Genomic DNA, 18,925 nt, shown 5'->3' with positions numbered 1-18,925 from the left:
CTCAGGCCCTCCGGTCGCCGATGCGGAGGGCGAGCGACCGCACGAAACCGATCGTGGTGTCCACTGCGGGCACGGTCCGCGGACGCCGCTCGGCGTGCGCGCCGGCACGCCAGCCCTGCCAGCGACCGATCGTCGACGCGGCGTCGCGGGAGAGGACCAGGTCGCCCGCGCAGACGATCGCCTCGGTCAGCAGCGCCCGCAGCCCGTACCGCCCGCGCAGCACTCCGTAGGCGCGCAGCAGGTACCCTCTCCCGAAGCCGGCTCGGCGACGCTGTGCCGCCGAGCCGCGGCCGGAGGTGGCGCCGCCCAGGTGCACGCCCCTGGCTGCGGGGACGGCAACCGTCCCCCAGCCCGCGGCGCTCAGGCGCAGAGCGAGATCGAGCTCCTCGCCGTACATGAAGATGCCCTCGTCCAGGGGCCCGACCTCATCGAGTGCCGAGCGGCGGAACGCGGCGACCGCACCGTACGGTCCGAGCAGCCGGTGACCGCGCGCGCTGGTCGCCTCGTCGACGCTGGCTCCGGCGAAGCGGACGAACCCCGCCATCGTCGGGTCGACGCACAGGCCGTACGCGTCGACCGTGCCGTTCGGCCGGGTCAGGAGCGGGACGGCGCTCCCGGCCGCAGGATGCCGCGACAGCGCGCCGGCGAGTTCCTCCAGAAGGCGCGGGTCGGCCTCCACATCGTTGTTGAGCAGGACGACGACTCCGGAGTCGCCGGCCGCGATGCCCGCATTGCAGGCGGCAGCGAACCCCCGGTTCACATCGAACCCGATGACTGTCGCGCTCGGGAACTCGGTGGCGAGCCGATGCCGGGTGTCGTCGGGGCTGGCGTCGTCCACCACGATCACCCGGTGGGGCGCCGTCTGCGCGGCGAGCGCGTTCAGGCAGGCGCGCGTGACCGCCCAGTTGCCGTGCACGGGGACCACGACGTCGATGGCGGCCGTCACCGGGCCAGGATCCTGTTCACCCGTCCACTATCCCATCTCCGCGAGCCGACGTGATCGGGGCGCGCTTCCGGTTATTATCAAACCGCCTCGTACGCTGCTACCAGAAGGATGCGTTCAGTTGAAGACCCTTGACGGCGCCGATCAGACGGTTAGTGTGCTCGAACTCTCCATCGTCATGCCCTGCCTCAACGAGGCCGAGACCCTCGCGGTCTGCATCGACAAGGCCCAAGGCTACTTGGAGCGCAGCGGCGTCGCGGGCGAGATCATCGTCGCGGACAACGGGAGCACCGACGGCTCCCAGCAGATCGCGCGCGACCACGGAGCACGGGTGGTCGATGTCCCGGACAAAGGCTACGGCGCTGCGCTGATCGGCGGGATCGCGGCCGCCCAGGGCAGCTACGTCATCATGGGCGATGCGGACGACAGCTACGACTTCTCCGATCTGGACGCCTTCCTGGAGCGACTGCGCGCCGGCGACGAGCTCGTCATGGGCAACCGGTTCCTCGGGGGCATCGCACCCGGCGCGATGCCGCCGCTGCACAAGTACCTCGGGAACCCGGTGCTGTCCACGATCGGGCGGCTCTTCTTCCGTTCGCCCATCCGCGACTTCCACTGCGGCCTCCGCGGCTTCAACCGCGAGTCGATCGCCGGTCTGCGCCTGCAGACCACGGGGATGGAGTTCGCGAGCGAGATGGTCGTCAAGGCATCCCTGGAGGGTCGCCGGGTCAGCGAGGTCCCCACGACTCTTGCGAAGGACGGGCGTTCGCGTCCGCCGCACCTGCGAAGCTGGCGGGACGGCTGGCGGCACCTGCGCTTCCTCCTGATCTTCAGCCCGCGCTGGCTCTTCCTGGTCCCCGGCACCGTGGCGTTCGTCGTGGGCATGCTCGGGACGCTGTTCCTGAGCCTCGGCCCACTGGTGATCGGCGACGTGGGCTTCGACCTGGCGAGTCAGGTGTATCTGGCCGCGCTCGCCAGCGTGGGCTATCAGGGAGTGCTCTTCGCGATCCTCACGAAGATCTACGCCCAGCACGAGGGTTTCCGGATTCCACGGAGCCGTAACTTCGACCGTCTGGAACGCCGCATCAGCCTGGAGTCGGGCGCACTCGCCGGACTCGGGCTGTTCGCGATCGGCCTGGTGACCGCGATCGTCCAGTTCGTGGTGTGGGGGTCGACCGGGTTCGGGGCGCTGGACGCCGGCGTGACGCTCCGGATCGCGATCGTCGCCGCGCTGCTCATGATCCTGGGCGCGCAGACCATCATGGCCGGCATGTTCCTCGGCGTGCTCTCGGTCGGGCTCAAGCGCCGCTGAACTAGCCTCCGGCGCCGTCGCGGTGCGGCAGCCGCAGCCGCCAGCTCATACCTTGCGACGCCTTCACGGTGCAGATCACCATCAGCATCCAGCCCGACTCGATCAGGATCGCGCTCTCGAAGACGCTCGTGACCAGCAGGGCGACGAGCACGAGCGGCGCCCACGCGTAGACGACGCTGCGGCGGTTCGAAGCGAGCAGCCACGAGCGGCCGAATGCCAGGGCGATGAGCGCGACGAAGATCAGGAGGCCGATGAAGCCCACCTGGAGGTAGACGTCCAGGTAGGCGTTCAGGCCGTCCGGGTGGTACATGCCGGTCGCGTCCTGGATGGCGTTGAACGGGTACAGGTCGGTCGGCCAGGCGCCGACCCAGCCCCAGCCGGTGATCTGGTCGATCGGGATGAGCTCCCAGATCTGGATCCACAGCTTGTAGCGCACCTGGAAGTCCGCGCGGGCGTTGAGCAGGTCGATGACGCGGGTGCGGTAGATGTACGCGGTGACCAGGACTGCGATGGTGACCACCGCCAGCGCCCACTGCACCAGCGTCCGGCGGTGGGCCGGCACCTTGCGCAGCAGGTACAGCGCCAGGGTGGCGAACCCGACGACCACCGACACGGCGGCGATCACGGGGGAGTGCGCGAGCAGGATGCAGAGCGCGGCGAGCGTGATCGAGTACGCCGCCAGCGTCGGCCGCACGGAGCGCGTGCGCAGTTCGACGAGGAACGTGACGAAGGCGATCAGCGCGACGATGCTGAGCTGGTTGCGGGTGCCGAACAAGCCTTGGATCGGGCCTCCCGCCGCGAGGTTGCCCGCGATCCCGAGGAAGCGGATGGGCATGTCCAGCAGCAGGCCGCTCAGGACCTCCATCGCGAGCGACACGGTCAGCAGCACGCGGAGGGCGTCGCCCACCACCCGGACGATCTGGATCGCGTCCCGCACGAGCGCGATGTACACGGCCAGGAACGCGAACAGGAGCTGATAGAAGACTCCGGCGACCGTCGCCAACTGGTAGTCGCTCCAGATGATGGACAGTGCGCACCAGCCGACGAACAGCAGCGCCGAGATCGGCAGCAGGCCGTGCCACTCGATGAGCTTGCGCTGGGCGATGAACGACAGCGCCGCCAGCGCGGCGATGGTGCCGAGTACGCCGATGAGGCCGGGCCAGCCCATCAGCGCGCGGATCGCGTGCGTCGAGAATCCGGTCACCACCGCCAGCAGCGCGAGGGTCGAGTTGAATCTCGCCGATCCGAGGAACTCGGTCACCGCGGGCGGCACCAGGGTTCGACGCGGTTCGGCCATGAACAGAATCCTACGTGGCGGACTGCTTGGTCTTCAGCGCGAGCAACGCCAGCAGCGCCCAGCCCCCTTCGATGAGGATGCGGCTCTCGGCGAGGCTCTGGGCGAGCAGCGCGGCCAGCAGCAGCAGCGGCAGGAGGGCGAGCGCGGTGTACGGCAGGTCGTCGGCGACGGCCACCCGCGGCCTGTCCACGGCCAGGAACCACGACCGCCACAGCGTGCTCAGCACCAGGAGGGCGAAGACCACCAGGCCGACGATCCCGAGCTGCAGCCACACGTCGAGCCAGGCGTTGTGCGCCTGCAGGTAGACCACGCCGCTGCGCACGGCGAGGTTCTTGAACGGCGACACCCACGGCGCCCAGTAGCTCACCCAGCCCCAGCCGAACGCCGGGCGCTCCTGGGCGAGGTGGACGACCGAGTTCCAGATCGTCAGTCGGCCGGTGAGATCCTCGCTCTTGCCGAGCAGCACCGGGATGCGGGAGGCGAACAGCACGACGGAGACGACGACCACGACCGTGAGCGCCGCAGCGGTGAGGTACACCGGGCGTCTCCGCTCCGGGCCGGCCCGGCGCGTCCAGAGCGCGAAGCCGAGCACCACCGCCGTGAACACGGCGGCGACGAACACGGTCGAGGAGCGGGTCAGCGCGAAGGTCACGACGGCGACGACGACCCAGGTGATCGCCGTGCCGCGGCGGATGCTGCGATCGGCGAGCTGGATGCCGAACACGACGAGCCCGAGCAGCGCGACCATCGCCAGGAGGTTGCTGTTGCCGACGATCCCCTGGATCTGGCCGCCGTGGAAGAGCAGGTCGCGGCTCCAGTAGAAGGCCGACGGGATGTGCGTGGCCGGCGCCGGCTGGGCGGGCGTGAGCGGGAGGACGGGCTTTCGCACGAAGACGGACACGATCAGCTCGAACAGCAGCGACAGCCCGAGGATCCAGCGGAACGCGTTCGCCAGGGCGGTCAGCAGCGACTGCCAGCTCAGGCAGAACGCGAGGAACAGCGCCGCGCCGGTCGTGGCGAACTGGGCGACCAGCCCGAGCGCGGTCGCGCCGGGGTACGCCGACCAGGCCAGCGAGACGACCGCGTAGGCGAGGAAGAGCACGAGCGTCTTCGGCAGCGTGCGCCAGCGCAGGACGGGCCGCCGCCGCACCAGGAGGACGACGCTCCCGACCGCCAGCGCGGCGGCGAGCGCGAAGTAGCCGGGCCAGCTGATCAGGTTGCGCCAGAAGTCTCCGGCGAACAGCGTGAACAGCACCAGCACCGCGAATACCGAGACCCCGGTGCCTGAGGCGCCGCGGACGGCGGCCGCGCGGTCGCGCACCGGAGTCGATCCGGGCGCAGAAGGGGAGGGCCTGCTCACCCCCGAAGGATAGCTCACCGGTTCGGCGTCGCCACGAAGAGTGTTCCCGCGCCGGCATATACGGTCAGCGTGGCCTCGTCCGCCGTCACAACGGCCGCCTCGCCGCGGGTCAGCCGCAGCGATCCGGTGGCGCCGCGGAGTTCGACGTCCCCCGCCGTGCAGAGCACGATCGCCGTGCCCGGCAGGTCGACCGCGGCGGACGGCACGTCGCCGCCGACCTCCACGCGCACCAGCCGGAAGTCCGGCACGTCCGGAACGAACTCTTCGACGCCGGGCGCCGGCCGCTCCCGGACCATCGGGGTCACGGCGAACGGCCTGAAGTCGAGGATGCCCACCAGCTCCGGCACGTCGATCCGCTTCGGGGTCAGGCCGCCGCGCAGTACGTTGTCGGAGGCCGCCATGAGCTCGATGCCGAGCCCGCGGAGGTAGGCGTGGATGTTGCCCGCCGGGAGATAGAGCGCCTCGCCCGGACGCAGCGCGACCCGGTTGAGCAGCAGCGCGAGCACGATCCCGGGGTCGCCGGGGAACGCCTCGGCGAGCATCCGGACGGTGTCGGCGTCGACGCTGTCGGCGTCGGTGCCCTCGGCGGTCCGTGCCGCCTCGACGACGGCCCCGACGATCGACGCCACCTCGGGCGTGCCGCCGAGAAGCCATTCGGTCGCGCGGCGAAGTGCCCCTTCCGGCTCACCGTCGAGCATCGCCGCGAACGCCGCCACCGCGGGGTCGCCGCCCGCGAGCCGCTCCAGCGCGGCGCGACTGTCCGCCGGCTCGCGGAAGCCGCAGAGAGCGTCGAACGGGTCGGACAGCGCGAAGATCATCTCCGGCTTGTGGAACGGGTCCTTGTAGTTGCGGTCGGGGAGTCCGGCGCCAGGCCTTCGGCGTTCTCCCGCTCGAACCCGGCGCGCGCCTGCGCGGACGAGGGGTGCGCCTGCAGCGACAGCGGTCCCGCCGCCGCGAGCACCTTGAGCAGGTAGGGGAGCGTGCCGGCCGTCTCGCCCCAGTGCGCCAGGTCGGCAGCGCCGCCGGTCTCCGCCGAGTCGAGGATGCGGGCCGGGGAGCCCGGGTGCGCGCCCAGCCAGAGCTCCGCCTCCGGAGCCCCGCTCGGCGTCGTGCCGAGGAGGCGGGCGATCGCGGTCGTGGAACCCCACGCGTAATCGCGCGGAGTGTTGCCGATGCGCACAAACATCCGTCGTGTTCCCTTCGATCCGGTTAGACCAAAGTACCAATCGCTTTGCCGCGCTCCCTGAGCCGTCCTTAGGCTGGCGGTCTCTGCCGACCGCATGCACTGGAGCACACATGGCCTTCGAATCCCTCGCCAGCGACTTCTACGGCTTCGAGAACCTCCTGACCGAGCGCGAGCGCGACTTCATCGCGAACCTGCGCGCGGCGCTGGAGTCCGAGCTCAAGCCGATCGTCAACGAGTACTGGGAGCGCGCGGAGTTCCCGCGGCAGATCGTGGACGTGCTGCACGGCGCCGGCGCGATCGGCCTCGGCTTCGAGGAGACCGCGCCGTTCGAGAACTCGGCGATCTTCCGCGGCTGGGTCGCCCTCGAACTGGCCCGCGTCGACGCGTCCGTGAGCACCTACGTCGGCGTGCAGAACGGACTGGCGCTCGGCGCGATCGGAGTCTGCGGCTCGAAGGAGCAGCGGGCGGAGTGGCTGCCGAAGCTCGCCAGCGGCGAGGTGCTCGGCGCGTTCGGCCTCACCGAGCCGGACTCCGGCTCGGACTCCGCGCAGGGCCTGCGCACCGTCGCGATCCGCGACGGCGACGACTGGATCCTCAACGGCTCCAAGCGCTGGATCGGCAACGCGACCTTCAGCGACATCACCGTCATCTGGGCGAAGAGCGCGGAGGACGGCCAGGTGAAGGGTTTCATCGTCCCGACCGGCACCCCCGGCTACACCGCGACCAAGATCGAGGGCAAGCAGTCGCTGCGCATCGTCCAGAACGCCGACATCACGCTCGAGGACGTGCGCGTGCCGGAGTCGCTGCGCCTCCAGAACGCGAACAGCTTCCGCGACACCGCCGCCGTACTGCGGCTGACCCGCGCGGAGGTCGCGTGGGCGGCCGTCGGTGTCGCGGTCGGCGCCTACGAGGCGGCGCTGCGCTACGCGAAGGAGCGCGTGCAGTTCGGCAAGCCGATCGCCAAGCACCAGCTCATCCAGGACCTCCTGGTGAAGTCCATCGGCGACATCACCGCCTCCATCGCCCTCTGCACCCGGGTCTCCCAGATGCTGGACGACGGCGAGCAGCGCGACGAGCACTCGGCGCTGGCCAAGGCGTTCGCGACGGCGCGGATGCGCGAGACCGTCGCCCGCTGCCGCGAGCTGATGGGCGGCAACGGGATCGTGATCGACTACGACGTCGCCCGGTTCTTCGCCGACGCGGAGGCCCTGTACTCCTACGAAGGCACCCGCGAGATGAACACCCTGATCGTCGGCCGGGCGATCACCGGGGAGGCCGCCTTCGTCTGACCGCCCCGGGGAAGGGCCGCGACGCTGTCGAACGCTAGGGTTGCTACGAATCCCTCGTTCCGTTCGAAGCAGGAGGACGCCCGTGGCGTGGTTGGTGACTGGAGGGGCCGGCTACATCGGCTCCCATGTGGTCCGTGCGTTCCGGGCGGAGGGCATCGACGTCGTCGTGGTCGACGACCTGTCCAGCGGGCACGCCGAGTTCGTCCCGGCCGACGTGCCCTTCTACCGCGGCACCATCCTGGACGGCGCGCTGCTGGAGGGGATCTTCCGGGAGAACACCATCAGCGGCGTCGTGCACGTCGCCGGCTTCAAGTACGCCGGCGTCTCCGTGCAGCGGCCGCTGCACACCTACGAGCAGAACGTGACCGCCACCGCCGTGCTGCTCGCCGCGATGCAGGAGGCGGGGGTCGACGCGATCGTCTTCTCGTCGTCCGCCGCGGTGTACGGCACCCCGGACGTCGACCTGGTCACCGAGCACACGCCGAAGAGCCCGGAGTCGCCGTACGGCGAGTCCAAGCTGATCGGGGAGTGGCTGCTGCGCGACCAGGGCGTCGCCGCGAGCCTGCGCCACACCTCCCTCCGCTACTTCAACGTCGTCGGCTCCGGCGACCCGGCGCTGCGCGACACCAGCCCGCACAACCTGTTCCCGCTGGTCTTCGACGCCCTCGTCGCGGGCCGGACCCCTCGGGTCAACGGCGACGACTACCCGACTCCGGACGGCACGTGCGTCCGCGACTACATCCACGTCGGCGACCTCGCCGTCTCGCACGTCGCCGCGGCGAAGCGCCTGGACGCGGGGCAGCCGATCGAGGCCGTCTACAACCTGGGCAGCGGCGACGGCGTCAGCGTGGGCGAGATCATGTCGACCGTGGCCCGCGTGACCGGTATCGCCTTCACCCCAGAAGTGGGGCCTCGACGGCCGGGGGACCCGGCGAGGATCGTTGCCTCAGGAGAGCTCGCCGCGCGCGATCTCGACTGGAAGATGCGCCACTCCCTCGAGGAAATGGTAGGCAGCGCCTGGGAAGCACGGCAGGCGGCGTCCTGACCTCGCTGTCGACGGGGGTAGACAGGTCGGGCGTGTCGCGATTGTTGCCGAGCCCCGGCGCGTCGTGAAGTCTCGACCAGGCGTTAAGGCTTTACGATTCGCGACTTGACGGAAGCGAATGACAACGGTGTAATTATTGCGACACGATAAACGTGTGACGTCAGTTAGAGGGTGGGGAACCGATATGGCAATTCCTGAATATCGTTCTGGGGTACCCGACGACTGGTTCGTGGACCCGGTGCGACTCGGGGTTCCGGGAGTCCGGCAGGGTGTCGAGGACGACAACCCGCTCGCCTGGCAGACCGACGCCCTGTGCGCGCAGACGGATCCGGAGGCGTTCTTCCCCGAGAAGGGCGGCTCCACTCGCGACGCCAAGCGGATCTGCACCTCGTGCGAAGTCCGCTCCCAGTGCCTCGAATACGCGCTCGCCAATGACGAGCGGTTCGGGATCTGGGGCGGTCTCTCGGAGCGCGAGCGCCGCAAGCTCCGCAAGCGCGCGGGCTGAGCCGGGTCGAATACGCGCCGCGCCCGACGCACTACCGGGATCGGCGCGGCCCCAACTTAGGCTGACTCCCGATGTATCCGAGAGTCACCGCCATCGTCGTCGCCCCGAGCGGCGGCACCAGCCTGCAGCGCACTCTCGACGCCCTCGCGGCGCAGACCCGACAGCCGGACGCCGTGATCGCCGTCGACTGCGCGAGCACGGACGACGCCGCCCGCCTCCTCGCCGACGCCAAGCCCACGCAGCTCCTCCGCAGCCCGGAGAAGCTGTCCTTCGGCACGGCTATCGCCACCGCCGTGCGCGTGCTCGCGCCCACCACCTCGTCCGACGAGCTGCTCTGGCTGCTCGCCCACGACACCGCTCCGGAGCCGGAGGCCTTGGCCGCGCTGATCGGCGCGCTGGAGGTCTCGCCGTCCGTCGCCATCGTCGGCCCCAAGCTGGTCGACGCCGAGGACGGCGCGTTCATCCGCGAGTTCGGCGAGTCGATGACGCCGTTCGGCGCCTCCTCCCGCTGGTCGAGAACGAGCTCGACCAGGCCCAGCACGACGGCCTGAGCGACGTGCTCGCCGTGTCGTCCGCCGGCATGCTCGTGCGCCAGCCGGTCTGGGACGCCCTCGACGGCTTCGACCCGGCCCTGCCCACCATCGACTCCGGTCTCGACTTCTGCACCAGGGCACGCCTGGCCGGCTACCGCGTGACGCTCGTCGCCCAGGCCCGCGTCGCCGTCGGAGGCGACGGGGTCGCCGGGCCGAACCTCTCGCGCAAGTGGTCCGTGCGCCGCAAGCTCGCAGGGGAGCGCCGCAGGGCGCAGCTCCACCGGCGGATGGTCTACGCGCCCGGCTGGGCGCTCGTGCCGCACTGGCTGACGCTTGTGCCGCTGGCGATCCTGCGCTCGATCGTGCGCCTGCTCCGCAAGGAGCCGGGCTCCGTCGGCGGTGAGCTGGGCGCGGCCTTCCGGGTCGCGTTCTCCGGCATGGCGATCGGCGGCGCCCGCCGCCGGCTCGCTCGCGCCCGCGCGGTGGGCTGGGCGGCAATCGCGCCGCTGCGGCTGCCGTTCGCCGAGGTCCGCCGCGGCCGCGCGCTCAAGCGCGAGGCGGCGATGGTCCGGCAGCAGGGCGAGCGCCAGGAACTCGACTTCTGGGGCGGCGGGGGCGGCTGGACGGTGCTGGCGATGCTGGCCGTCGGCGTCCTCCTGCTCTACCCGCTGGCCGGCTCGGGGGCGATCACCGGCGGCGGGATGCTGCCGCTGAGCACCTCCGTCGGCGACCTCTGGGCGAACCTCGGCTACGGCTGGCGCGACATCGACCTGGGCTTCACCGGCGCCGCCGACCCGTTCTCCGCCGTGCTCGCCGTCCTGGGCACCCTCACGTTCTGGCAGCCGAGCGTCTCGCTCGTGGTGCTCTGGCTGCTCGCCCTGCCGCTCGCGGCCCTCGGCGCCTGGCTCGCCGCCGCACGGCTGACCGTCCGGCCGACCCTCCGGGCCTTCGCCGCCGTCGTCTACGCGCTGGCGCCCACACTGTTCGTCGCGCTGCAGGGCGGCCGACCCGGCGCCGTGCTCGCGCACATCCTCCTGCCGTGGCTGTTCTTCGCCGGTCTCGCCGCACGCCGCTCGTGGACGGCCAGCGCAACGACGGCCCTGATCGCGGCGGCGACCGTCGCCTGCGCGCCGATCCTCATCCCGGCGCTCGCGATCGCCTGGATCGCCGCCATCGTGTTCGCCGGCCGCCGCGCCGCGCGCATCGTCTTCATCCCGCTGCCGGCCGTCGTGCTGTTCGCGCCCCTGGTCTGGCAGCAGGCCTCCCGCGGCGCCTGGCTGTCGATCTTCGCCGACCCCGGCGTCCCGCTCGACGCCCGCCGGACTCCCGCATGGCAGCTCGCCCTCGGCTTCCCGGACGGCGCGCTCGGCGGCTGGCACGTCCTCGCACACGCCTTCGGGCTGAGCGCCGTGCCGGGCACCATCATCGTGCCCGTCCTGCTCGCGCCGCTCGGCATCCTCGCGATCCTCGCGCTCTTCCTGCGCGGAACGGTCCGGGCGGTCGTGGCGCTGGTGGTGGCGCTCGCCGGTTTCCTCACGGCCGTGACGGCGCTGCACGTCGAGGTCGCGGTCTCCGGATCGGCGATCGTCCCGATCTGGCCGGGGAGCGCAGTGAGCCTGTACTGGCTCGGCCTCATCGGCGCGGCCGTGCTCGCACTGTCGGCCCTCCGGCGCGGCGCGCTCGCCCCGGCCTGGGTCGCGATGGTGACGATCGCGATCGCGGCCGTGCCCTCGGCGATCGCCACGCACGACGGCCAGGCCTCCGTGACCGCGAGCGACGGGCGGACGATGCCGGCAGTGGTGACGGCCAAAGCCGCGACCCAGCCGCGCACCGGGACGCTGCGGCTCACGCCGCAGCCCGACGGCGGCATCCGGGCGGAGGTCGTCCGCGGGACCGGGCAGACCCTCGACGGCCAGACCACGCTGAGCTCGACCGAGCGGTCGCTGTCCGCCGGACAGCGGGAGCTCGCGACGCTCGCCGGGAACCTCGCGTCGCGCAGCGGCTACGACGCCTCCGGCGAGCTGAAGCGGCTCGGCATCGACTTCGTGCTGCTCACCCCGTCGGCCACGGCGCTGGACGAGCACGTCGGGACCAAGCCGGACACCACGGCGGCCGACGCCACCCGGGCGCGCGCGAGCGTCGCGATGGACGCGAATTCGCTGCTCGCGCCGGTCGGCCAGACCACGACCGGCTCGCTGTGGGCCTTCGACCGCGGTACGACCGTCGAGCCGCCCGCGGCGCTGATCCCGCCGGACGCGGGAGGGATGTGGCGCGTGATCGTGCTCCTCGTCCAGGGTCTGATCGTCGGCTTCACGCTGCTGCTGGCCATCCCGACCACGCGCTCCGCCGACCGCGTCTCCGAGTTGAACTCGCGCCGCCCCGCGCGCAAGCACGGCGGCGAGCCTCCCGCGATCGAGCCGGACGACGAGCCGATCCCGCCCTCGGACGGCGACATCCCCGTCTCCGGCGAGAGCCTGGAGGAGTGGGACGCCGAGCCGGAGGACGAGGCCGTCGTCGAGTCCGCGGACGAAGAGGAGGCGCGAGAGGCGCGTCCCGAGCCGGAGGAGCTCACGGCCCCGAAGCCCGAGCCCGAGCACGAGCACGAGCACCAGTCGGCCGAAGCCGCGGTCCCGGTGCACGAGACCGTGACCGAGCCCGAGCCCGCTACGGGGCCGAACGCCACCGCGCACGACTTCGCCCTCCAGGCCGCCGTCTCCTTCGACGCCCCGACCACGCTGGAGGACGGCCTCGACGAGACCATCGTCCGGCCCCGTCCCGCCATCGAGAGGAGCGACCGTGGCTGACCGCCGTGCCCTCGCCCAGGGCGGCGTCCGCGCGATCGGAGGCGTCGTCGGCATCGGGATCGCCGCCGTCGTGATCGGCGGCGCCACCCTGCTGCCGCTGTCCGGCTTCGCGATCGACGCGCCGTCGAAGACCGTCCACCCCGTCCCCGCCGATCAGCAGCGCGTGTGCCCGGGCCCCGCCCTCGCCCTCGCCGCCGACGCCGGCCAGGCCTCGCAGCCGAGCGCCATCGGGAGGTTCTCCACCGTCTACGGCACAGACGGCCCCGACACCCAGACGAGGAACCTCAAGCCGGACGCCTCCACAGGCTCGGCCGACCAGGCCCCCTCGCGCTGACGGCCGCGACCCCGCAGGGCGCGACCCGTCCTCCGCTGTTCGCGGGCGCTCAGGCCCAGAACGTCACCAGCCCGGACCTCGCCGGCCTGGCCGCGGCCTCCTGCGCGGAGGCCGGCGCCGACAGCTGGCTCGTCGCCGGCGCGACCACCCTCGGCCAGACCAGCCTCGTGCTGCTGTCCAACCCGACCTCCGTCGACGCGACCGTCAACCTCGACATCTTCACCGAGACCGGCCGGGTCGCCGCCCCCGGCGCGACCGGGATCGTCGTCCCGGCCGGAGCGCAGAAAGTCGTCCCGCTCGCCGGCCTCGCGCCCTCCGCCACCGCTCCCGTGGTCCACGTGACCACCACGGGCGGCTCGGTCGTGGCCTCCATGCAGCAGAGCTTCGAGCAGGGCATCGACCCGCGCGGTGTGGAACTCGCCGGAGTGACAGGCGCGCCCTCGCGGGTGCAGACGATCTCCGGGGTGACCATCGCCTCGCTCGCCGCCGTCACCGCCGCTCAGTCAGCCGAGGCCGTCAGCGTGGAGTTCCCGACCGTGCGTGTCTTCGCACCAGGAACCCAGGACGCCCAGATCACGATCGGTGCAGTGGGGGAGGCGGGCACGGCCGCGGGCAACTCGTTCGCGCAGACCGTGAAGGCGGGACATGTCGCCGAGATCCCGCTCGACCACCTGAAGGACGGGAGCTTCGACGTCACCGTCCGCTCCAACGTCCCCGTCGTCGCCGCCGTCCGCACGTCGGTCATCGGGGCGAAGACGCGCGACTTCGCATGGTTCGTGTCCTCTCCGCCGATCACCGACTCCCAGTTGGTCGCCGTGCCGCCGGGACCGGGCGCGCGTGTGCACTTCGCCAACGCCGCGGACAAGGACGTCACGGTGAAGATCCAGCCCGCGTCGGGTTCGGCAATCAGGCTCACAGTGCCCGCGGAGGGCGGGACCAGCGCGTCGGTGAACCCCGGACGGTACACGCTCACCGGAGGCGACGGCCTCGTGGTCGGCGTCAGCTTCTCCGGGGACGGTCAGACGAGCTCGTTCGCAGTCTCGCCCGCGGGCCCGCTCGCGGCGCCGATCGAGGTCTACCCGCACTGAGAGGTCTACCCGCACTGAGACCGGGTCGCGCAGGCGGCTTGTTCAGAAGTGCCGGAACCGGTCGGGAGCGAGGTCCCACGGGTCCTTGCCGAGCAGCTCGGCGACGGCGCGGAAGACGCAGCCCTCGATGTACATCCGGCGGTGCAGGTCGTCGTCCCGGTGCAGCTTGGTCAGCCGCTGGATGGGTACGCGGTAGAGCACCACGCGCTGGCGCGCGTGGTCGACGTACCAGCGGTCCACACCGTCGCTCCCCGTGTTGCCGACCGGCGTGGCGGCGACCTCGAAGTGCACGTCCGCCAGCTCGTCCGGCCAGACGCCCTTGAGGTAGTCGGCGGTGGAGGCCACGGTCATGTCGAAGAAGTCGATGCGGTTCTGCAGCATCGGCAGATGCGGCCCGGTCACCGGCCCGCGCGCGCCGCGTCCGTGACGGCTGCGCCACCGGCTGGTCGCCGGAGGGTTGCTGCTGGTGCGGCGGTTGCGGGGCATGTCGCAATCCTACGTCGGCGGGGCTCCGGTAGTCTGAGGCCGATGTTGAGCCGCCCGTGTTCCCGTGTCGCGTGTCCGCGCGACGCCGTGTCGACGCTGACGTACGTCTACGCGGACTCGATGGCTGTGCTCGGCCCGCTCAGCCTCAACCACGAGCCGCACTCGTACGATCTGTGCGCCATCCACGCCGAGCGCCTGTCGGCGCCGCAGGGCTGGCAGATCGTCCGGCACGAGGTCTTCGGCGAGATCAAGTAGTGTGACCGCGTGCACACATCTGACTCGATCGACGACTACCGCGACGCCCTCTCCCGGGTGATCAAGACCTACGATGTGCGCGGGCTGGTCGGCAGCGGACTGACCCCCGAGGTCGTGACCGCGATCGCCGCGGCCTTCGTCGACGAGATCGGCGCCGCCGGGGCGGAGGTCGTGGTCGGCCACGACATGCGCGACTCCTCGCCGGAGTTCGCCGCCGCCTTCGCACGCGGTGCGCAGGCCCGCGGGGCGGACGTCGTGTCGATCGGGCTGTGCTCCACCGACGAGTCGTATTTCGCGTCCGGCGCCCTGCAGGCGCCCGCCGCGATGTTCACCGCGAGCCACAACCCCGCCACCTACAACGGCATCAAGCTCTCCCGCGCCGGCGCACAGGGCCTCAGCCTCGACACCGGCCTCGCCGCCATCCGCGACCGCGCGGCCGTCTACCTGGCCGAGGGGCTGGAGCCCGTCGCCCAGCCCGGCTCGTACCGCGAGCAGGACGTCCTGGCGGGTTACGCCGCCTACCTGCGCGGACTGGTCGACCTGAGCGACATCCGCCCGATCAGGATCGTGGTGGACGCCGGCAACGGCATGGGCGGACTGACCGTCCCCGCGGTGCTCGGCGAGGCCGCGGGGCTTCCCGCCCTGCCCATCGAGATCGTCCCGCTGTACTTCGAGCTCGACGGCAGCTTCCCGAACCACGAGGCGAACCCTTTGGAGCCGGCCAACCTGGTCGACCTCCAGGCGGCGGTCGTGGAGCACGGCGCCGACCTCGGCCTCGCCTTCGACGGCGACGCGGACCGCTGCTTCGTCGTGGACGAGACCGGAGCCGCGGTGTCACCGTCCGCGGTGGCCGCGATCGTCGCCCTCCGCGAGATCGACCGGGCCCGCGCGGAGGACCCGGATGCCCCCATCACGGTCATCCACAATCTGATCACCTCCAACATCGTCCCGGAGACGATCGAAGCCGCAGGGGCGACGCCGTATCGTACGCGCGTCGGCCACTCCCTGATCAAGGCGGCCATGCGCGAGACCGGAGCGGTCTTCGGCGGCGAGCACTCGGCGCACTACTACTTCCGCGACTTCTGGAGCGCCGACAACGGCATGCTGGCCGCGATGCACATGCTGGCCGAGTTCGGCGCGCAGGAGCGCCCGCTGTCCGAGCTGGCGGCGGCGTACACGCCGTACTCGCAGTCCGGCGAGATCAACTCGACGGTGGAGGACGTCCCTGCCGCCTACGCGCGGGTCGTGGAGGCGTTCACCGGCCGCGCCGACTTCGACGAGCTGGACGGCCTCACGGTCACCGGGCTGACCGACGAGACCGAGCCGTTCTGGTGGTTCTCGGTGCGCCCGTCCAACACCGAGCCGCTGCTGCGCCTCAACGTGGAGGGCGCCGACGCCCCCACGATGACGCGCATCCGCGACGAGGTGCTGGCGCTCATCCGCGCCGAGTAGTCCCTGCTGCCGCCACCTGCTGGCGGGACGACGAGCGCATGGGACAATGGCTCCATGCCTTCCGCCGTCACTGACACGTCCCTGCCGTTCCGCGTCGCCGACCTCTCGCTCGCGGAGGCCGGCCGGCACCAGATCCGGCTCGCCGAGAACGAGATGCCCGGCCTGATGGCGCTTCGCGAGGAGTTCGGCGCCTCCCAGCCGCTCGCGGGCGCTCGCATCGCCGGCTCGCTGCACATGACTGTGCAGACCGCGGTGCTGATCGAGACACTGGTGGCCCTCGGCGCGCAGGTGCGCTGGGCCAGCTGCAACATCTTCTCCACACAGGACGAGGCCGCCGCGGCCATCGCTGTCGGCCCCCTCGGCACGCCGGAGGCCCCCGCCGGAGTCCCGGTGTTCGCGTGGAAGGGCGAGACGCTGGACGAGTACTGGTGGTGCACCCAGCAGATCTTCGACTGGAGCGCGGAGGCCGCGGCAGCCGGAGCCGACTGGGCCGGCCCCAACCTCATCCTCGACGACGGCGGCGACGCCACCCTGCTGGTCCACAAGGGCCGCGAGTTCGAGCTCGCCGGCGCCGTGCCCGCCGACGCCGAGGGTGACAGCCACGAGTACCGCGTCATCCTCGCCGCGCTGCGCGCCTCCCTCGCCACCTCGCCCGACCGCTGGACGCGCATCGCGGACGGCATCCTCGGCGTCACCGAGGAGACCACCACCGGCGTCCACCGCCTCTACGATCTCGCCAAGCACGGCGAGCTGCTGTTCCCGGCCATCAACGTCAACGACTCGGTGACCAAGAGCAAGTTCGACAACAAATACGGCATCCGCCACTCGCTGCCGGACGGCCTCAACCGTGCGACGGACGTGCTCATGGGCGGCAAGGTCGTGTTCGTCGCCGGCTACGGCGACGTGGAAAGGGCGCCGCGGAGGCTCTGCGGGGCCAGGGCGCCCGGGTCATCGTCAGCGAGGTCGACCCGATCAACGCCCTCCAGGCGGCGATGGACGGTTTCCAAGTGACCACGCTGGAGTCCGTCGTCGACCAGGTCGACATCGTCATCACCGGCACGGGCAACCTCAACGTCGTGACCCTCGACCACATCCTCGCGATGAAGCACCTCGCCATCGTCGCGAACGTCGGCCACTTCGACAATGAGATCGACATGGCCTCGCTGGAGGCGCTGCCCGGCGCCGAGAAGGTGGAGATCAAACCGCAGGTGCACGAGTGGCGGCTGCCGAACGGCCGCAGCGTCCTGGTGCTGTCCGAGGGCCGCCTGATGAACCTCGGCAACGCCACCGGCCACCCGAGCTTCGTGATGAGCAATTCGTTCGCCAACCAGGTGCTCGCCCAGCTCGAGCTCTTCGTCTCGACCGAGAACTACCCGATCGGCGTCTACGTGCTGCCGAAGCACCTGGACGAGAAGGTCGCCCGCCTCCACCTGGCCGCGCTCGGCGTGCAGCTCACCACCCTCACGGACGAGCAGGCCGCCTACATCGGCGTGCCGGTCGAGGGCCCCTACAAAGTCGACCACTACCGCTACTGATGGCGCTCGACTTCGCAGACCGGGAGCTCCCCGGCGGCCTGCTCCTGCGCCTGCGCCGGGAGGAGGACGCCGCGGCGCTCGCCGCCGCCTACCTCCGCAACCGCGGCCACCTGGCCCCCTGGGACCCGACGCGCTCGGAGGAGTTCTTCACCGAGGCGGGCCAGCGCACCCGCACGCTGGAGCTGCTGGCGCTCCGGTCGCTGGAGACCGCCGTTCCGCTCGTGATCGTGGACGGCGACGAGATCGCCGGAGGCATGGACCTCAGCAACATCGTCCGGGGCGCCTTCCAGAGCGCGATGGTCGGCTACTGGCTCGACCGCGGCCACACCGGTCGCGGCCTGGCGTCGGTGGCACTGTCGGTGCTGCTCGACGCCGCCCGCGACGATTACGCCCTGCACCGGGTGCAGGCGGCGACGCTGCTGGCCAACCACGCCTCCCAGTCGGTGCTCACCCGAGCCGGCTTCGAGCGGATCGGCGTCGCACCGAACTACCTGAAGATCGCCGGGCGCTGGCAGGACCACGTCCTGTTCCAGAAGATCCTGCACGACTGACCCGGTGCCGCGGAGCGTCACACCTCCGCGAACGCCCGCACCGGGAACGTCCCGAACCCCTCGACCGCCGGCGGCGCCGCCGTGAAGCGCGCGCCGCGGGCCGGCAGGTCGCCCAGCCGGGTCAGGTGCTCGACCACGTGGATGCCGTGCGCCAGCAGGATGCTGTGCGCCGGGCGCGAGCCGCCGCTTTCGGTGTCATCGATGTTGAGCGAGTCGATGCCCACGAGCGTCACGCCCGCGTCGGCCAGGTGCCGGGCGCCGGCCTCCGTGAGGTAAGGCGCCCCCGACGCGTAGGCGGGCGTCCCGAAGCGGGTGTCCCAGCCGGTGTGCAGCAGTACGGCCGTGCCGGCCAGGTCCCGGTCGAAGAACACCGAGGCCGGGATGCCGCGCTCGGCGGCGTCCACCAGATGGAAGACCTCGGCGGGCAGCCCGACCAGGGTCGCCAGGTCGAGCGAGGCGAGGTCGCCGCCGTCCGCGTAGCGGTGATACGGACTATCGAGGTAGGTGCCCGTGTTGCCGATCATGGTGATCACGTCCATCGCGAACTCGGTGCCGGGGGCGTAGCGCTCGCGCGACGTCTCGCGGGTGAGGTGCGGGGTGATGACCGGCTCCGGGAGGCCCGGGTAGGTGACCAGCCCGGCGCGGATGGTGTGGCTGAGGTCGACGACGCGGCGCGACGTCGCGTCCGACGGCGTCGCCTCCATTCCGCGGCTGCCGCGGTGCGGCTCGGCCACGATCCGCAGGTCCCGCAGCTCGACGGCTCCCACGAGCGCCAGGCCGAGGTGACGGACGAAGAGCTCGGCGACCTCCGTCTCGCCGACCGACTCCGAGGGCACGTCCAGCCGGAACCCCTCCGCGGCCAGGCTGCCGCCGTTGGCGAACGACACGCTCGCGTCGAAGTGGGCACGGTACTCGGTCATCGGCGCTCCTGGGGTGTGCGGGATCGGCCG

Annotated in this window: 18 protein-coding genes and 1 pseudogene; 12 read left to right on the top strand and 7 right to left on the bottom strand. The window is 71.5% G+C overall.

Annotated elements, in window-relative coordinates:
- Position 1 precedes the first annotated feature (1 nt).
- Positions 2-946, bottom strand: a complete 945-nt coding sequence (locus ACRAWC_RS06030) for a glycosyltransferase family 2 protein (RefSeq protein ID WP_431346938.1) — start codon at positions 944-946, stop codon at positions 2-4.
- Positions 947-1,064: 118 nt separating this feature from the next.
- Between ACRAWC_RS06030 and ACRAWC_RS06025 the strand changes: the two genes are divergently transcribed.
- On the top strand, positions 1,065-2,255 hold the full coding sequence (locus tag ACRAWC_RS06025; RefSeq protein ID WP_431346937.1) for a glycosyltransferase family 2 protein: 1,191 nt from the start codon (positions 1,065-1,067) through the stop codon (positions 2,253-2,255).
- Between the two features lies 1 nt (position 2,256).
- On the opposite strand, the gene ACRAWC_RS06020 is transcribed toward ACRAWC_RS06025, so the two are convergent.
- From ACRAWC_RS06020 to ACRAWC_RS06005, 4 genes are read right to left on the bottom strand one after another with little or no spacing between them, the layout of a single operon-like run.
- Positions 2,257-3,552: an O-antigen ligase family protein gene (locus ACRAWC_RS06020; RefSeq protein WP_431346936.1), complete on the bottom strand. Its 1,296-nt coding sequence runs from the start codon at positions 3,550-3,552 to the stop codon at positions 2,257-2,259.
- Positions 3,553-3,562: 10 nt separating this feature from the next.
- Entirely contained in the window at positions 3,563-4,912 is a 1,350-nt protein-coding gene (locus ACRAWC_RS06015; protein ID WP_431346935.1) for an O-antigen ligase family protein, read from the bottom strand.
- A 14-nt stretch (positions 4,913-4,926) separates the two neighbouring features.
- A complete protein-coding gene (locus ACRAWC_RS06010; RefSeq protein ID WP_431346934.1) occupies positions 4,927-5,730 on the bottom strand; it encodes a class I mannose-6-phosphate isomerase in 804 nt (267 codons plus the stop codon).
- Positions 5,727-6,092 carry a type I phosphomannose isomerase catalytic subunit gene (locus ACRAWC_RS06005; protein ID WP_431346933.1) on the bottom strand — a complete coding sequence of 122 codons (366 nt, stop codon included), beginning with the start codon at positions 6,090-6,092 and terminating at the stop codon, positions 5,727-5,729. The genes ACRAWC_RS06010 and ACRAWC_RS06005 overlap by 4 nt, the downstream gene beginning before the upstream one ends.
- A gap of 116 nt (positions 6,093-6,208) precedes the next feature.
- On the opposite strand from ACRAWC_RS06005, the gene ACRAWC_RS06000 reads away from it, so the two are divergent.
- The 7 genes from ACRAWC_RS06000 (at position 6,209) to ACRAWC_RS05970 (ending at position 13,696) form a co-directional block, all read left to right on the top strand.
- Positions 6,209-7,387 (top strand): acyl-CoA dehydrogenase family protein, encoded by a 1,179-nt coding sequence (locus ACRAWC_RS06000; protein WP_431346932.1) that lies wholly within the window; start codon positions 6,209-6,211, stop codon positions 7,385-7,387.
- Positions 7,388-7,469: 82 nt separating this feature from the next.
- Complete coding sequence (gene galE, locus ACRAWC_RS05995) at positions 7,470-8,432, top strand: UDP-glucose 4-epimerase GalE (RefSeq protein WP_431346931.1); 963 nt, start codon at positions 7,470-7,472, stop codon at positions 8,430-8,432.
- A 184-nt stretch (positions 8,433-8,616) separates the two neighbouring features.
- Positions 8,617-8,937: a WhiB family transcriptional regulator gene (locus ACRAWC_RS05990; protein WP_431346930.1), complete on the top strand. Its 321-nt coding sequence runs from the start codon at positions 8,617-8,619 to the stop codon at positions 8,935-8,937.
- Positions 8,938-9,008: 71 nt separating this feature from the next.
- A complete protein-coding gene (locus ACRAWC_RS05985; RefSeq protein WP_431346929.1) occupies positions 9,009-9,488 on the top strand; it encodes a glycosyltransferase family 2 protein in 480 nt (159 codons plus the stop codon).
- 14 nt (positions 9,489-9,502) lie between these two features.
- Complete coding sequence (locus tag ACRAWC_RS05980; protein ID WP_431346928.1) at positions 9,503-12,274, top strand: glycosyltransferase; 2,772 nt, start codon at positions 9,503-9,505, stop codon at positions 12,272-12,274.
- Positions 12,267-12,608 carry a hypothetical protein gene (locus ACRAWC_RS05975; protein WP_431346927.1) on the top strand — a complete coding sequence of 114 codons (342 nt, stop codon included), beginning with the start codon at positions 12,267-12,269 and terminating at the stop codon, positions 12,606-12,608. The genes ACRAWC_RS05980 and ACRAWC_RS05975 overlap by 8 nt, the downstream gene beginning before the upstream one ends.
- A complete protein-coding gene (locus ACRAWC_RS05970; RefSeq protein WP_431349372.1) occupies positions 12,605-13,696 on the top strand; it encodes a DUF5719 family protein in 1,092 nt (363 codons plus the stop codon). Before ACRAWC_RS05975 ends, ACRAWC_RS05970 begins: the two co-directional genes overlap by 4 nt.
- Positions 13,697-13,738: 42 nt before the next feature.
- Here ACRAWC_RS05970 and ACRAWC_RS05965 read toward each other — a convergent pair whose 3' ends face one another.
- Positions 13,739-14,182 (bottom strand): metallopeptidase family protein, encoded by a 444-nt coding sequence (locus ACRAWC_RS05965; RefSeq protein WP_431346926.1) that lies wholly within the window; start codon positions 14,180-14,182, stop codon positions 13,739-13,741.
- Here ACRAWC_RS05965 and ACRAWC_RS05960 point away from each other — a divergent pair.
- The 4 genes and pseudogenes from ACRAWC_RS05960 (at position 14,084) to ACRAWC_RS05945 (ending at position 17,975) form a co-directional block, all read left to right on the top strand.
- Positions 14,084-14,437, top strand: a complete 354-nt coding sequence (locus tag ACRAWC_RS05960) for a DUF3499 family protein (RefSeq protein WP_431346925.1) — start codon at positions 14,084-14,086, stop codon at positions 14,435-14,437. The genes ACRAWC_RS05965 and ACRAWC_RS05960 overlap by 99 nt on opposite strands.
- A 9-nt stretch (positions 14,438-14,446) precedes the next feature.
- A complete protein-coding gene (locus ACRAWC_RS05955) occupies positions 14,447-15,889 on the top strand; it encodes a phosphomannomutase/phosphoglucomutase (RefSeq protein WP_431346924.1) in 1,443 nt (480 codons plus the stop codon).
- 54 nt (positions 15,890-15,943) lie between these two features.
- Positions 15,944-17,424, top strand: a pseudogene (gene ahcY, locus ACRAWC_RS05950) (adenosylhomocysteinase).
- The gene (locus ACRAWC_RS05945; protein WP_431346923.1) at positions 17,424-17,975 is read left to right on the top strand and encodes a GNAT family N-acetyltransferase; all 552 of its coding nucleotides are present in this window, start codon (positions 17,424-17,426) and stop codon (positions 17,973-17,975) included. The pseudogene ahcY and the gene ACRAWC_RS05945 overlap by 1 nt, the downstream one beginning before the upstream one ends.
- 17 nt (positions 17,976-17,992) lie before the next feature.
- Here ACRAWC_RS05945 and ACRAWC_RS05940 read toward each other — a convergent pair whose 3' ends face one another.
- Positions 17,993-18,895 carry a cyclase family protein gene (locus tag ACRAWC_RS05940; protein ID WP_431346922.1) on the bottom strand — a complete coding sequence of 301 codons (903 nt, stop codon included), beginning with the start codon at positions 18,893-18,895 and terminating at the stop codon, positions 17,993-17,995.
- Between the last annotated feature and the right edge of the window lie 30 nt (positions 18,896-18,925).

Source organism: Leifsonia sp. L25, assembly GCF_050632895.1.
The sequence above is the reverse complement of the archived record's forward strand: the minus strand, read 5'-3'. Positions and strand labels throughout refer to the sequence as shown.

Bases quoted from the DNA above. Each gene is read 5' to 3' on its own strand.
- ACRAWC_RS06000 (WP_431346932.1), top strand. From the start codon at position 6,209: ATGGCCTTCGAATCCCTCGCCAGCGACTTCTACGGCTTCGAGAACCTC.
- ACRAWC_RS05985 (WP_431346929.1), top strand. From the start codon at position 9,009: ATGTATCCGAGAGTCACCGCCATCGTCGTCGCCCCGAGCGGCGGCACC.
- ACRAWC_RS05965 (WP_431346926.1), bottom strand. From the start codon at position 14,182: ATGCCCCGCAACCGCCGCACCAGCAGCAACCCTCCGGCGACCAGCCGG.
- ACRAWC_RS05990 (WP_431346930.1), top strand. From the start codon at position 8,617: ATGGCAATTCCTGAATATCGTTCTGGGGTACCCGACGACTGGTTCGTG.
- ACRAWC_RS06020 (WP_431346936.1), bottom strand. From the start codon at position 3,552: ATGGCCGAACCGCGTCGAACCCTGGTGCCGCCCGCGGTGACCGAGTTC.
- ACRAWC_RS05960 (WP_431346925.1), top strand. From the start codon at position 14,084: ATGCGGCCCGGTCACCGGCCCGCGCGCGCCGCGTCCGTGACGGCTGCG.
- ACRAWC_RS05940 (WP_431346922.1), bottom strand. From the start codon at position 18,895: ATGACCGAGTACCGTGCCCACTTCGACGCGAGCGTGTCGTTCGCCAAC.
- ACRAWC_RS06010 (WP_431346934.1), bottom strand. From the start codon at position 5,730: ATGATCTTCGCGCTGTCCGACCCGTTCGACGCTCTCTGCGGCTTCCGC.
- ACRAWC_RS05945 (WP_431346923.1), top strand. From the start codon at position 17,424: ATGGCGCTCGACTTCGCAGACCGGGAGCTCCCCGGCGGCCTGCTCCTG.